Genomic DNA, 13,670 nt, shown 5'->3' with positions numbered 1-13,670 from the left:
GCGTCAACTCCCGTGACTGGTCAGGTAGTCCGTGATCAGGGTGGCCAGGTCCTGGTGGCCGGCGTACGGCTTCAGCAGCTCCTGGTAGAGCTCGGGGCGGCGGCCGTGCAGGCAGAAGTAAAGGCTGTTGCGGAACGACAGGTCGACCTCCCGCAGTTCGCGCACCCGGTCGAGGTCGAGTTCGGCGTACAGCACGCCCTCCTCCTCGTCGAGCGAGCCGAGCAGCCGCTCCGGCGCGGCGACGGTGCTGTGCCCGGCCACCGAGATGGACACCTGGCGGCCGGCCCGCTCCCCCGTCACCTCGCCGACCGCGCCGGCCAGCAGCGTGTAGCAGACGTTGAACGAGGAGTTGGCCTGGATGCAGGGCCGGGTGATCCCGATGTTGCCGCGCAGCGCCGCCCCCGGCACCGCGATGATCTCGGCGCCGCGCATCGCGAGCGTCCGGGGCACCTCGGGGATCCAGAAGTCCGAGCAGACGCAGATCCCCAACCGCCCGAACGGCGTGTCCACCACCACCAGTTCGTCGCTCGGCTCGACGGTGACCATCTCGGCGGCGAACCGGTGGGTCTTGCGCGCCTTGGCGGCGATCCGGCCCTGATCGTCCAGCAGCACGGCGGTGTTGTAGTACCTGGTGTCCTCGCCCTCGCCCTCCCGCTCCACCACCGTGCCGCAGAGCAGGTAGCTGCCCTTGGCGCGGGCCACCTCGGCCAGTCGGTCGAGGACCGGTCCGGGCACCGGCTGGTCGATCACGCCCTTCAGGTGGGCGCGGCCGGGGAAGTAGAACGGCGGGCCGAGGAAGAACTCGGGCAGGATGATCAGCTGGACGTCCTGGACGGTGTCGAGCAGGGCGAGCGTGCGGGCGAGGTTGACCTCCGGGTCCGGGTCCCAGAAGGTCTGGATCAGGGCCACCCGGGGGCGGCTGGTGTCGGGCGTGCGCTCAGTCATCGGCGGGGCTTCCGTCCTGCGAGGGGGTGGGCGAGGAAGGGGCGAAGGGGTGGGGCGCGGCGTCCGGGCCGTCCTCGGGGCGGGTGGCGGCGGTCACCGCCCGGCCCAGGCCCGAGCGGCGGAAGTCCGCCAGGAACGGCGCGGCCGCCCGCATCCGGCGCAGCTCGTGCAGGTCCAGGTCGGCGGTCAGCAGCAGTTCCTCGCGGTCGGCCTCGGCGAGCACCGGCTGCTGCTTGCGGAAGTCCCGCGAGTAGGCGCCGATCGCCAGCGGACTGCGCAGGATCGCGCTGCGGCCCATGTAGGTGAGCCCGGCGAGGGTGTTCTCCCCGGTCGCGCTGGCGAACAGCACATAGGCGCAGTTCTCCGCGGCCCGGGCCAGCAGCATCTGCCGGACCGGCTCGGCGAACGGGCGCAGCAGCACCGAGGGCGCGACGATCACCTCGGCCTCGTCCGCGAACAGGCCGCGCAGCACCTCGGGGAACTGCACGTCGTAGCCGAGGGCCAGGCCGATCCGGCCGAGCGGGGTGGGGACCACCCGGGCGCCGGTGACGCCGGTGAGGAAGTGCGCCTCCAGGTCGTAGACCATGGTGCGTCGGGCGCGGCCGGCGAGCCGGCCGGTGTCGTCCAGCAGGACGGCCGTGCTGTGCACGTGCTCCCCGGCGCGTTCGAGGACGCCGGCGGCGAGCCACAGGCCCAGTTCGCGGGCGAGGCCGGCCAGCCATTCGGTGGTGGGCCCCGGTACGGGTTCGGCGATCTCGTGGCTCTTCGGCAGGTTCAGCGCGGTGGCGAACACCTCCGGCAGGACGACGAGTTCGCAGCCCTCGTCGGCGGCGGCGCGCACCAGCTTCTCGGCCCGGGCCAGGTTCTCCGCCCGGCGGTTGGTGGCGACGGACAGCTGGACGACGCCGACCCGGTACCGGCGCCGATCGGCGGTGGGCATGGTCGGTACTCCTTTCCGTTCGCGGCGGAACGGGTGCGGCGCTCCTGGTCCGGGAGCGCCGCACCCCGGCGTGCTCCGTCGGTCAGTCGAAGATCCGCTCGTAGATGCCGGGCTCGCCGACGCTGTAGCCGGTCTCCTGGTCGCGGGAGGAGATGATCAGGTTGATCCCCTCCTTGGCGACGCTCCAGTGCGCGAGGCCCGCCGCGTCCAGCAGCTCCCGCATCTCGTCGGCCGAGTACGAGGCCCGCAGCGAGCGCATGAACGCGTTGGCGTCGCCGCCGGCGTACTGGAGCACGAAGGAGACCATGCCCTCGTCGGCGTCCCTGGCCAGGTCGTACAGCAGCACGGTGCCGCCGGGGCGGCAGACCCGGGCGAGTTCGGGGATGATCCGGGCCGGCTTGTCCCAGCGGTTGATCGCGCAGAAGCTGAACACCACGTCGAAGCTGTCGTCGGCGAACGGCAGCCGGGTGTAGCGGGCCCAGTCGCAGGCGAAGTCGCCGCCGTAGGAGACCAGGTTGGCGAAGATGGTGTTCTCCCTGGCGACCTCCAGGAAGGCGTCGTTGGCGTCCAGCCCGGTGAAGGTGGAGCCGGGGTGGAGGGCGGCCAGCCGCAGCGAGAGCAGCCCGCTGGCGCAGCCGATCTCCAGCACCTCCTTGTCCGGCCCGCAGTCGGGCCCGACCAGCTTCATCATGTGCTGCATCGGGATGATCATCGAGGTGCGCACGCTGCGGTCGTACGCGCGGCACTCCTCGGTGCTCTCGAACGGGTCGCCCTGCGGGGTCCGTTCGGTGAGGTCGAAGATCCGGCCGCGCCGGCCCCGGCGGTTCGCGGTGGTCTCAGAGCTGGACAACGGGGAGCCCCTTCCGGCCGTCGGAGCGGTCGAGCTGCCACTTGAGGATCTCGGTGCTCGCCGAAGTCGGCTGCGGGAGCCGGTGGTTGGCGTCCGAGTAGAAGGTCTTGGAGATGTTGTCGATGTAGTACCACCCCTTGGGGTAGGTGACCTGGATCGCCTCGTCGTCGACCTCGATCAGCCCCTTGGCGACCAGGTCGTCCATCTTGTCCTTGAAGTACTCGTACGGGTCGACGCCGTGGCGCGCGCGGTAGACCGAGCGCTTGACCCGCAGCAGCTTCAGGCCGAGGACCAGGCTCCGGCAGCGCTGCTCGTGCTCGTCGGTGTAGGCGCCCATGACCACCGGCAGCCGGCCCTCGTTGCAGCGGCTGATGTAGCCCTCGATGTCCGGCTCGTTGAGGTACATGTGGTTGTTGAGGTACCCGTACGCGCCCGAGCCGATGGCCACCATGTCACCGCAGCGGCCCCAGATCTGGGACAGGTGGTCGGTGAGGTAGAAGGTGTCGGTCTCCAGGCCGCGGTAGGGCTTGCTGCCGTCCTTGAGCACCGGGTAGGTCGTGACCCCGGCGGCCTCCCACTCGGGGCGCATCGGCTCCAGGAAGTCGTTGTAGGTGAGCGCCAGGTAGCCCGCGTCCATCAGCGTGGTGTGCAGGTACTGGTACATCTCGTCGGCTTCGCGGGTGCTGGGGCACGGCGGGGTGGCGCCGCTCTGGAGGGCGAAGAACACCTCCGAGCCGGGCATCACCGCGTAGTTGTAGACCGAGAACGAGGTGACCGGCAGGTCCATCAGGGTGCGGATGTCCTGCTCCCACAACTCCTGGGTCTGCCCCGGGATGCCGATCATGTAGTCGATGCAGAGGTTCTCCAGGCCGCTGCGGTCGATCAGCTCGATGGTGCGGGTGGCGGACTCGCCGGTGTGGGCGCGGGCCCGGCCCAGGTAGCGCAGCAGCGGGTCGTGGAAGGTCTGCACGCCCAGGCTCATCCGGTTGACGCCGTGCTTGAGCAGCACGTCGAGCTTGTGCTGGTCGACGTCGACCGGGGTGGACTCGATGGTGATCGAGCAGTCGGCGCTGAAGTTGAGCCGCTGCTTCATGTAGGTGAGCAGCTCGTCCAGTTCCTCGGCGCGCAGCGTGGTGGGCGTGCCGCCGCCGAAGTAGCCGGAGGTGAAGACGGTGTCCTTCACGTGCGGCAGCCGGGCGTACAGGTCGATCTCCCGCTTGAGCGCCTGGAGGTAGCGCTGCACCAGGGTGTTGCGGGTGGAGAACTTGTTGTACGGGCAGCTGGTGCACACCTGGTTGCAGAACGGGATGTGCACGTAGAACGACGTGGTCTTGGGGAACTTCTCCCGCGTGGCGTAGATCTGGTCGGCGGTCAGCGGCCGCACGTCGCAGGGGTACCAGCGGACGAACTCGATGTCGCGCTCCGGGTAGTCGCGCCAGAAGCTCGGGGTGTCGAGGAAGTTCCGGGTGATCGGCTCTTGGGTCATCTGCCTCTCCGGTCGTCAGGGGAACGGCGGTACTCGACGGTGAGTGCCATCGGGCCGTCCGGCTGGACGGTCCAGTCGTCCATCCCGGCGGCGTCGAACCGTGCGCGCAGTTCCGCGCAGGTCCAGGCGCCGCGCAGGGAGTCCAGGTAGGTGCGCAGCCGGTAGCCGCCCTCCGGGGAGTCGTCGGCGGACATCTCGCGCAGGGTGTATTCGAGGATGAACGGGTCCGGGTCCCGGCGCAGGTCGTTGACGAGCAGCCGGCCGCCCGGGGCCAGGGCGCCCGCCAACGCGGCCAGCCGGCCGGTCGGTTCGGTGGGCCCGCCGAGCGCGTGCACGCCGTAGACCAGCGTGTGGCGCCCGGCGAGCGGCTCGGGCAGCGGGGTGTCGGGGTCCCAGTGCTCGGCCTGGGCGGCCTCGCCCAGGTGCTCGCGCAGCAGCTTTCCGGCGCCCGGGTGGGTGTACAGCACCCGCAGGTCGACCGGCCCGCGGGCGAGCAGCAGGGTGGCGAAGCCTCCGTAGCCGGGACCGGCCTCCAGGACCGGTCCGCCGCCGTCGGCGCGGGCCTGCGCCAGCCGGTCCAGGAACTCCTCCTTGTACCGGTTGCGGGCGGTCAGGTAGCGGTCGTACGCCCGGCGGTCCGGCTCGGTGTCGAGCCGCTCCCCCGGCGGGGTGCGCACCGCCGGCAGGAGGCCGTTCACACCTCCCCCAGCAGCCCGAACAGCTCCCGTTCGGTCTCGGCGATCGCCCGCAGCGCTTCGGCGAGCTCCTCGGCCAGCCGCTCGCGCACCGGGGCGAGCTCCCCGGCGGCGGCCTCGCGCAGGGCGGGCAGCCGCTCGCCGAGGCGGGCGGCCGCGGCGGTGGACCGCGCGGTGCCCGTCAGGAACTCGGCCTCCTTGGCGCGGTAGGTCTCACCGAGTTCGGCGAAGGCCGGGGTCCAGTCGGGCAGGAGCAGGCCGAGCAGCCGTTCCCAGCGCCCGGCGCTGTCGGCGCAGAGCAGGGCGGCGTCGGCCAGCCGGTGGTCTCCGGTGAGCTCGGCGGACTCGGCCAGGAAGGCCTGGAAGAGGTTGCGGAAGGCGTTCCCGCCCGTTCCGGCCAGTTCGAAGTCCACGTAGCTGCCGGCGAGTTGCTCGACCACGTCGAGCGGCTGGGTGTCGCTGCGCAACAGGTGCCGCAGCCCGGCGCCGAAGGCCTCCAGGCCGCGCAGCCCGAAGGTGGGCACCGGCGGGCTGAGCATGGCCCGGCAGGAGTACCGGATGCCTTGGCGGATGTCGGCCTCGGCCGGCGGCCGGGCCGCCTTCCAGTCGGCGCACAGCAGGGCGTGCCGGGGCGGGAAGGGCTGGTGGGTGGAGGCCCGGGCGGTGGCGAGTTGGGCGGTGGTGATGGTCTGCGGCAGGGCGGGCCGGTCGGCGACGGTGACGGTGCCGGTCTGCTCGTCGTGGTCGAGGACCACCACGGCGTGGGCGCCGAAGTGCCGGGTGGCGTGGAAGTACGGCAGGTGGAACAGGTCCACGTAGACCACCGCCGGGCCGCCCCGGTCGAGTTCGGCCCGCAGGCCCTGGCGGGCCCGCTCGGGGTCGTCGGTGACGGCCACGTCCAGGTCCAGGCCGATCCCGGCGGCCATCCGCCGGGTGAACTCCGGGAACGGGCCGTTGCGTCCGCCGGTGAAGCCGCGTCCGCCGGGCGGGGGCGGCATGTGCATGAAGTTGATGCCGCCGGCCAGGCCGAAGAGCATCGCCTCGCTCAGGTCGAGTCCGTGCGCGGCCAGTCGGGTGCGCATCGCGGCCGTCTCGCAGTGCGCGCCGGCCTCGTGGTCCTGTGGGCTGGTGCGCTCGTTCACGCGGGGCCTCCCGGGCTGACGGGGCGCTCGGCCCAGGCGGCCCAGCCGAGCGGGTCCAGCGGGGCGGTCGGGGACGGCTGCCGCTGGACCGCCTCGGCGGCCAGCTCGTCCAGGACCGAGCGGGTGTAGGTGTTGCTGTCCGGCGGCGGGTAGTCCAGCGCCGTGCCGACGAACACGTTGCGGATCGCGGCCTTGACCAGCTCGGCGGGCAGGCCGCGCTCGGTGAGTTCGGCGGCCAGTTCGGCGCAGGCCCGCAGCGAGGCCTTGGTGGCGGCCCGGTTGGCCGGTCCGACCACCTCCTCGGGGCCGAGCACCACCTCGCCGAGGTCGGCGGCCAGGGTGCGCAGCAGACCGATCCGGTGCGGCGCCGAGGTGACCAGGACGGTCTTGAGGCCGAGCGCGACGGCCGCGAACTGGCAGACCGGTTTGAGGCCGACCACCTCCAGCCCGACGTCGGGCAGTTCGTGGGTGGGCACGCTGGTGGCCATGTTGACGAACAGCGGGCGGCGGCCGAGCTGCCGGGCGAGGGTGGCGAGCCGGCGCAGCACCCGGGCGGTCTCCGCCGGGGGGACGCAGAGCAGGACGGTGTCGGCGGCCGCGAGCAGTTCGCGCGGTTCCATGTCGGGCAGTGAGAGGTCGACGGCGACCTGCCGGGTCACCTTCGGGTCGGCGTCGTGCAGCAGCACGGTGAGCCGCTCGGCCAGCCGGTCGGCGAGGACGGCCCCGAGCCGGCCGAGGCCGACCACGGCGACGGTGCCGGGGTCGCCCGGTCGCAGGGGGGCGGTCATGACACCGCCTCCAGGTCCTCGATGGTGAGGCTGCCGGGCTTGAGCATCCGGTCCATCGCCCGGCGCACCTGCGCCCGGTCGATCGGGGCGACCGTCGCCCGCACCCGGAAGTCGGCGCTCACCCGTCCGGCGACGGCGGCGCACACCGCGGCCGGGTCGGTGCCCTCGGCCTCCACCCGGATGTCCAGGCTGTCCTCCCGTACGCCGGCCGCCCAGTACAGTCCGGCGCCTTCGGTGGCCAGTACGGTCTGCTCCAGGGCCAGCTTGTTGATCCGGCGCCCGTCGACGATCAGCTGCTCGCTGACCCGTCCGTGGTGGGACAGCGCCCGGCGCGGGCTGCCGCAGGCGCAGGGTTCGGTGCCGACGGTGACGAAGTCCCCGCTGCGGTAGCGCAGCAGCGGCATGGCCCGGTTGGTGAGCGAGGTGATGACCAGTTCGCCGGCGGTGCCGTCGGGCACCGGCTCGGTGGTCTCCGGGTCGATCACCTCGAACAGGTGCCGGTCCTCGGTCAGGTGCAGACTGCCGCGCTCGCACACCAGGCCGAGGGAATTGGTCTCGGTCGAGCCGTACGCGTTGGACAGCCGGACGTTCCAGAGCGCGGCGATCTTGGCCAGCTTGGCTTCCGAGCAGGTCTCGCCGACGTAGAGGAAGGTGCGCAGGCCCACCTCGGCCGGGTCGCGGCCGCTGTCCTTGAGCATGTCGTACAGCCGCAGGGCCCGGCTCGGGGTGCAGACCAGGGCGGACGGGTGGACCGTCCACATCATCTCGACCATCCGCTCGAACGGGCAGACCAGGCTGAGCGTGCCGACCGGGACGACGGCCGCGCCGACCTGCTCCAGCGCCCGGTCCAGGTCGTAGGAGGCGAAGGCCAGTTCGTAGGGGATGGCGATGAAGGTGAGGTCTCCCGGGCCGAGGACGTGGCCGACCGACTTCTCGACGGCGACATTGCCGCGGATCCAGTCCTCGTAGGTGATCAGCGAGGAGGTGGGGCTGCCGGTGGTCCCGGTGGACTCGCCGTAGCGGATCAGCTCCTCGCGGCCGACCGCGAGCAGCCCGAAGGGGTAGGCCGCGCGCAGGTCCTTCTTGGTGGTGAACGGCAGGGCGCGCAGCCCCTCGGCGTCGGTCGGGCGCCGGGAGCCGTGCTCGGCGGCCCAGGTGTCCCGGTAGAACGGCGAGTCGGCGAAGACGTGGTCCAACTGGCGATGGAGCAGCGCGAACTGGTGGTCGGGCACCTGGTCGGGGCTGAGCTTCTCGAAGGCCGCCAGGTCGGCGAGCGCGGCCTCCCGGATCTCCGGGTAGCGCAGGTGCGGCGGTCGGTGGTCGGTGGTCACCGGGGCTCCTCTCCAAACAGCAGTTGGATCTTGATCCGGGTACGGGGGTCGAGCTCGAAGGCGTCCGCGGCGCGTTCGGCGGGCAGCCGGTGGGTGATCAGCCGGGAGGCCTGCTCCCGGTGCCCGGCCAGGAACTCCTGGACCCGGACGAAGCTGCCGGTGCCGCCGATCGAGCCGACCAGGGTGAGCGCCTTGGCCACCAGCAGGTCGGTGCGCAGGGCCTCGCTGCGGCGCAGGCCGAAGCAGAGCACCCGCCCGCACGGGGCGGCCGCCGTCAGCGCGGTGGTGAGCCCGCCCGCGCCGCTGGAGCAGTCCACCGTGAGCGCGTACCTGGCCCCGGCGGTGAGCGCGGCGTAGCCGCCCCCCGCCGGGTCGCCCTGCGCCTCGGGTTCGACGGTGCGCACCGGGGCGCTCGGCAGCAGCGCGGCGACGGCCGCCGCCTTGGCCGGGTCCGCCTCCAGCAGTTCGACCGGGCCGACCCCGTAGGCGCCGGTGAGCAGCAGGTAGGAGGCCAGGCCCAGGGCGCCGGCGCCGATCACCAGCACCCGGTCCTCGGGCTTCGGGTCGACCCGGCGCAGGCCGTGGTCGGCGACCGCGAAGAACTCGGACAGGGCCAGCAGGCCCGGGCCCAGGTCATGGGTGTCGGCGTAGAGGTAGCGGCGGTCCACCGTCCGCAGGCGGGTGGAGAAGCCGTCCACGGTGAGGCCGAACTTCTCGATCCGCTCGCAGACGTTGCGGTCGGTGGCGCACCGGGGGCAGGCGCCGCACCAGCGGGAGCAGTCGCCGGTGACCCAGCGGCCCAGCAGCGCCCGGCCGTTGGCGCCGGCGTCGAGTACCCGGCCGGACCACTCGTGGCCGAACCGCAGCGGGTAGCTGCTCGGGCCGCCGTAGCTGCCGGCGTAGAGGGCGTGGTCGCTGCCGCACAGGGTGATCCGGTCGACCTCCACGAGCACGTCGTCGGGGCCGAGCGGGGCGCTCGGGGGGCGGGCCTCGGCGAGGTCCAGCTTCCCGGGGCCGGTCAGCCGCAGATCCGCTCCGGCGCTCATCGGACGCCTCCGGCGGGCCGGGGGCCGGCGACCAGCGGCAGCGGGCGGCGCGGCGGCAGGTGGTCGTTCAGCTCCGCCTCGATCCGCTCGCTCTCCGCCCGGGCCATCGCGATCCGCTCGCGCAGGCTGATCGAGGACAGGCCCCACCACAGGTACCAGTTGTCGTTGGCCAGGACGCGGGCCTGGATCTCGTCGAGCAGCGCGTCGTCCGTCATGACGGCCCGCGACGCGTAGTACTTGGGCACGATGAATCGCTCCGTTCCGGTGATCATTCCCTCCGCGACGGCGGTCGCGTGCAGGGCCGTGCCGCGGCAGACCCGCAGGCCCAGCGTCCAGAAGGCGTGGACGTCCGGTGTGGCGGGCGGGACGAGCCGGTCCATCACGTCGAAGGTCTCGCGCACGGAGTCCCGGTCGTCGCCGGGGCTGCCGATGAACAGGCAGTGCTCGACCCGGATGCCGGCCTCGACGAAGCGCCGGTGCGACTCGACGATCTGGCGCTGGCGGAAGTTCTTCTTCAGCCCGCGCAGGATCCGGTCGCAGGCCGAGTCGGTGCCGAACTCGACGTAGTAGCAACCGGTTCGGGCCATCAGGTCGACCAGCTCGGGCGTCACGTTGCCCGGGTTGACCATGCACGACCACGGCATCCGGATGCCCCGGCGGACGAACTCGCGCAGCACCTCCAGCGCGTAGTTGAGCGGCAGGTTGAACACCCCGTCGACGATCTCCAAGACTTCCAGGCCCTCGTCGCGCAGCCGCTCGACCTCGTCGGCGACCCGGGACACCTCGTCGAACTTCACTCCCGTGCCGTCCACCAGGAAGTTGCTGCAGAAGACGCACTCCAGCACGCAGCCCTTCTTGGTCTGGATGGTCGCGGGGACCTTCAGGCTGCGGTCGTGGGTCTCGTAGGAGTAGTCGAAGTACCGCTGGTCGTACAGGGCCGGGTCGGGGCGGGCGGCCTTGCGGTAGTCGATCCGGAACACCGGATCTCGCCGGTGGTAACCGCCCCGCCCGTCCGGGTAGATGACCCCGGGGACGTCCTGCGGCCTTACGCCGGCGGCCAGTTGCTCCAGCAGCGGCTGCACCGACTCCTCGGCGAAGCCGGTGATGCCGTAGTCCGCCCGGACGAAGTCCATCAGGTCCTCCGGGACGGTGGAGAACCCGGGGCCGCCCAACAGGACGGTGACACCCGGCAGTTCGTCTCTGGACCAGTCCGCGACCTCGCGGGCCAGCGGGGTGTAGACCACCGGCTCCAGCATGTTCTGCGAGTCCACGTTGCGGATCGAGATGCCGACCAGGTCCGGTGTGAAGGCCCGCACCGCCTCCCGGACGACCGGCTCGTCGTCCTCCTCCCACATCAGGTCCAGGGTCTCGACCAGGTGGCCGGCCGCGCGGGCCTGGGTGGCGATGGTGACCATGCCGATCGGCAGCACCGGCCGGAAGGACTTCAGCTTGTTGACGGAGACGAACAGCACCTTCACGGCCGGCCCCCGTCCGCCTCGGCCAGGGCCTGGACCAGGCGGCGCAGCTGCCGGTCGTCCTGGTGCCAGTGCACCACCAGCCGCAGCAGGCCGAGCCGGCGGGCGACCGAGGCGATCAGGCCCTGCCGCTCCAGTTCGTCGACCAGCTTCTCCGGGGCCGGGTGGCGGACCGTCACCACCGTCAGCTCCGGGCGGGGGGCGATCTCGAACCCGGCCTCGGTGAGCAGCCGTACCAGCAGCTCCCGGCGCTCCCAGAGCCCGGCCACCGCCACCCGGTAGCCGCCGCGGCCCTGGGCGCGCAGCGCCGCCCAGGTGGCCAGCAGGGCGCCGCCGGGCCGGGTGCCCAGCAGGGCGTGGTGGTCGAAGGTGCCCCGGTAGTGCGAGGCGGTGCGCAGCGCGGCCGGGTCCTCCTCGTCCCGGAACAGCACGTGCCCGGCCGGGATCGGCGCGCCGCCGTACTTGTGCGGATCGAGGGTGACGGATGTGACGCCGGGTACGGACAGCCCGATCGCGGGCAGCGGTTCGCCCAGGTCGCGGGCGAGCGGCACCAGGAAGCCGCCGGTGGCGGCGTCCACGTGGACGGGCACGCCCAGTGCCGCGGCGTGCCCGGCGATGGCGGGGACGTCGTCCACGGCGCCGGACTCCGAGCTGCCGGCGGTGGCCACCACCAGCGCGGTGTCCGGGGTGATCAGCGGCAGCAGCCGGGCGGTGTCCACCCGCAGCCGCTCGTCCGAGGGCACCCGCACGACCTCCACCGGCAGCAGCGCGGCGATCTTGTCGAAGGAGAAGTGGGCGCTGTCGCCGAGCAGGATCCGGGCGGGCCCGCCGGTTCCGAAGCACCGCTGGTGACGGCGCAGCGCGGCCAGCACCGCGAGCAGGTTCGCCTCGGTGCCGCCCGAGGTGGCGACGCCCGACGCGCCCGGCCCGTCCATCAGCTCGGCCAGCATCGCGGTGACCTCGGCCTCGGCCCGCGCCAGGGACGGGAAGATCCGGTTGTCGCCGAGGTTGGCGTGCTGGTGGGCGGCGAAGACCCGCTCGGCGATCGGCAGCGGCGTCGAGCAGATCGAGTTGAAGACCGTGCCGTCGTCGTAGTCGTGGTCGTCGGCGCACAGCTCGGCCAGGTCGGCCAGCACCCGGTCGGCCGGCAGCCCCTGCTCGGGCAGTGCGGCCCCGGACGTCCGCGCCTCAGCCGGCCGGGGGCCGGTGGGGCAGGGCGAAGAAGTCGGCGGCGTTGTCATGCGCGAGAGCCCTCACGATCTGCTCGGGGACACCATGGAGTCTCAGCCGGTGCACCGTCCTGGACAGGCCCAGCGGATCCGCCGAGCCGAAGTGCAGACCGGTGTTGAGCATCAGCCGCCGCGGGCCGAAGCGCTCCAGCAGCCGCAGCACCTCGCGGTGCGACTGCTTCTCCCGGATCTGGAACAGCGCGTCCTGGCGGGGCGCCACCGCGATCCCGTACCGGCCGAGGTCGCGCAGGGCCGGGTACCGGTCGAGGAGGTCGATCCGCTCCTCGTCCAGGTCCAGCAGGGCGAGCGAGGCCGGATCGAGGCCGGCCCGTTCGACCGCGCCCGCCAGCGGCGCCAGCAGCTCCCGGAAGGCCGGCAGCGCGGGCGGCGACTCCACCAGCACCGGCAGGCCGCGGGCCGCCGCCAGCTTCAACTGCCGCTCCAGCACCTCGATCTCGTCCGGGCCGCCGCCGCGCAGCGACAGCTCGCCGAGCGCCCGCACCTTCGGGTGGCCGAGGTAGCCCTCCAGCGCCTCGATCCCGGCCAGCGCGCCCGCGAGGCCCCCGAGGTCGGCCGCGTGGACCGCGAGCGCCACGTGCAGGTCGATCCCGTACGCGGCGGCCCGTCCGGTCTCGGCGACCGCCAGCCGTTCGAACCGGGCGGCGAAGGCGTCGCCGGTGGTCCGGGTCTCCAGGGAGGCCGAGCAGGGGGCCAGCGCGGTGAGCACCCCGCTGACCGCCATCAGCTCGTAGTCGTCGGCGTTGCGCAGGTCGGTGTGCACGTGGTGGTCGAACAGCGGGGTCAGGCCGGGCCCGTCCAGGGCTCGCGGCGCCAGCGGGGGCGGTGACGGCGGGGGCCCGGATGCGGGCCGGCCTTCGGCCATCGCGGCCTCAGCCCCGCGGCTCGGCGTCGGCGGCGGCCAGGGCGGCGGTCAGCACCTCGTGGCTGCGGCGCAGCGCGTGCTCGTAGCGGTCCGTGTGGTTGTAGAGCTCGACGCTGACGTACCCGGTGTAGCCGCCGCGGCGCAGCACCGAGAAGAACCCGGTGAAGTCGAGGTCGCCGTCGCCCGGGATCTCGTGGTGGTGCACCCGGCCCTTGATGTCCTCGACCTGGATGATCCTGGTGTACGGCAGGTTGCGCTCGACCGAGGCGAGGTAGTCCTCCTCCACCACCCGGCAGTGGCCGAGGTCCTGGGCGAGGGCGAAGCGCTCGGAGGCCAGTTCGTCGGCCAGCCGCGCGACGCCGTCGTTGGTCTCCAGGAAGAACTCCGGCTCGGGCTCCATGGCCAGCACCGCGCTGCCCGAGCCGTCGAGCACCTGCTCGATGCCCTCCACCAGCCACTGGTGGGCCTGCTCCTCGGAGACCTCGGGCTTGCGCTTGCCGGTGGCGAAGTTGACGTAGGGGATGCCGAGTTCGTCGGCGATCCGGACGGAGCGGCGCACCAGGTCGATCCGGCGGGCGCGGCCCTCGGCGGTGGGGTGGATGAGCGAGGGCTCGAACCGCTCAGGGCCCAGCAGGTTGTCGGCCCCGGCGGCCAGGCAGCAGGCCGTCAGCCCGGTGCGTTCCAGCGCCTTGCGCACCGGCTCGGCCTCGGCCTGGCCGAAGGCGAACGGGTCCAGGTGGGCGGGGTGCAGCGAGAGCTCGATGCCCCGGTAGCCGGCGTCCGCGACCGCTTCGATCGCCCGCTCCAGCGGGATCGTGCGCAGGCCGTTGGCGTTGTAGGCGAACTCGACCACGTCAATT

General features: G+C 72.8%; 13 protein-coding genes. All 13 read right to left on the bottom strand.

What is annotated here, in order from left to right:
- Nucleotides 1-3: 3 nt before the first annotated feature.
- Entirely contained in the window at nucleotides 4-945 is a 942-nt protein-coding gene (locus QWJ13_RS18290; protein WP_316525667.1) for a carbon-nitrogen hydrolase family protein, read from the bottom strand.
- A complete protein-coding gene (locus QWJ13_RS18285) occupies nucleotides 938-1,885 on the bottom strand; it encodes a carbon-nitrogen hydrolase family protein (RefSeq protein WP_316525666.1) in 948 nt (315 codons plus the stop codon). The genes QWJ13_RS18290 and QWJ13_RS18285 overlap by 8 nt, the downstream gene beginning before the upstream one ends.
- Nucleotides 1,886-1,967: 82 nt before the next feature.
- Complete coding sequence (locus QWJ13_RS18280) at nucleotides 1,968-2,735, bottom strand: class I SAM-dependent methyltransferase (RefSeq protein WP_316525665.1); 768 nt, start codon at nucleotides 2,733-2,735, stop codon at nucleotides 1,968-1,970.
- Nucleotides 2,722-4,221: a coproporphyrinogen-III oxidase family protein gene (locus QWJ13_RS18275; RefSeq protein WP_316525664.1), complete on the bottom strand. Its 1,500-nt coding sequence runs from the start codon at nucleotides 4,219-4,221 to the stop codon at nucleotides 2,722-2,724. Before QWJ13_RS18275 ends, QWJ13_RS18280 begins: the two co-directional genes overlap by 14 nt.
- Complete coding sequence (locus QWJ13_RS18270) at nucleotides 4,218-4,919, bottom strand: methyltransferase type 11 (RefSeq protein ID WP_316525663.1); 702 nt, start codon at nucleotides 4,917-4,919, stop codon at nucleotides 4,218-4,220. Before QWJ13_RS18270 ends, QWJ13_RS18275 begins: the two co-directional genes overlap by 4 nt.
- Nucleotides 4,916-6,058 carry a BtrH N-terminal domain-containing protein gene (locus tag QWJ13_RS18265; protein ID WP_316525662.1) on the bottom strand — a complete coding sequence of 381 codons (1,143 nt, stop codon included), beginning with the start codon at nucleotides 6,056-6,058 and terminating at the stop codon, nucleotides 4,916-4,918. Before QWJ13_RS18265 ends, QWJ13_RS18270 begins: the two co-directional genes overlap by 4 nt.
- Entirely contained in the window at nucleotides 6,055-6,846 is a 792-nt protein-coding gene (locus QWJ13_RS18260; protein ID WP_316525661.1) for an NAD(P)-binding domain-containing protein, read from the bottom strand. Before QWJ13_RS18260 ends, QWJ13_RS18265 begins: the two co-directional genes overlap by 4 nt.
- Nucleotides 6,843-8,177 (bottom strand): phenylacetate--CoA ligase family protein, encoded by a 1,335-nt coding sequence (locus QWJ13_RS18255; RefSeq protein ID WP_316525660.1) that lies wholly within the window; start codon nucleotides 8,175-8,177, stop codon nucleotides 6,843-6,845. The genes QWJ13_RS18260 and QWJ13_RS18255 overlap by 4 nt, the downstream gene beginning before the upstream one ends.
- A complete protein-coding gene (locus tag QWJ13_RS18250) occupies nucleotides 8,174-9,223 on the bottom strand; it encodes a zinc-dependent alcohol dehydrogenase (RefSeq protein WP_316525659.1) in 1,050 nt (349 codons plus the stop codon). The genes QWJ13_RS18255 and QWJ13_RS18250 overlap by 4 nt, the downstream gene beginning before the upstream one ends.
- On the bottom strand, nucleotides 9,220-10,701 hold the full coding sequence (locus QWJ13_RS18245) for a B12-binding domain-containing radical SAM protein (protein WP_316525658.1): 1,482 nt from the start codon (nucleotides 10,699-10,701) through the stop codon (nucleotides 9,220-9,222). Before QWJ13_RS18245 ends, QWJ13_RS18250 begins: the two co-directional genes overlap by 4 nt.
- Nucleotides 10,698-11,939: an aminotransferase class V-fold PLP-dependent enzyme gene (locus tag QWJ13_RS18240; RefSeq protein WP_316525657.1), complete on the bottom strand. Its 1,242-nt coding sequence runs from the start codon at nucleotides 11,937-11,939 to the stop codon at nucleotides 10,698-10,700. The genes QWJ13_RS18245 and QWJ13_RS18240 overlap by 4 nt, the downstream gene beginning before the upstream one ends.
- Nucleotides 11,887-12,810, bottom strand: a complete 924-nt coding sequence (locus QWJ13_RS18235; protein ID WP_316525656.1) for a TatD family hydrolase — start codon at nucleotides 12,808-12,810, stop codon at nucleotides 11,887-11,889. Before QWJ13_RS18235 ends, QWJ13_RS18240 begins: the two co-directional genes overlap by 53 nt.
- A gap of 7 nt (nucleotides 12,811-12,817) precedes the next feature.
- Complete coding sequence (locus QWJ13_RS18230; protein ID WP_316525654.1) at nucleotides 12,818-13,663, bottom strand: sugar phosphate isomerase/epimerase family protein; 846 nt, start codon at nucleotides 13,661-13,663, stop codon at nucleotides 12,818-12,820.
- Between the last annotated feature and the right edge of the window lie 7 nt (nucleotides 13,664-13,670).

The organism is Kitasatospora brasiliensis (assembly GCF_032654805.1).
Taxonomy (GTDB): Bacteria; Actinomycetota; Actinomycetes; order Streptomycetales; family Streptomycetaceae; genus Kitasatospora; species Kitasatospora brasiliensis.
Note: the sequence above shows the minus strand (reverse complement) of the source record. Positions and strands in the feature narration are given on the sequence as shown.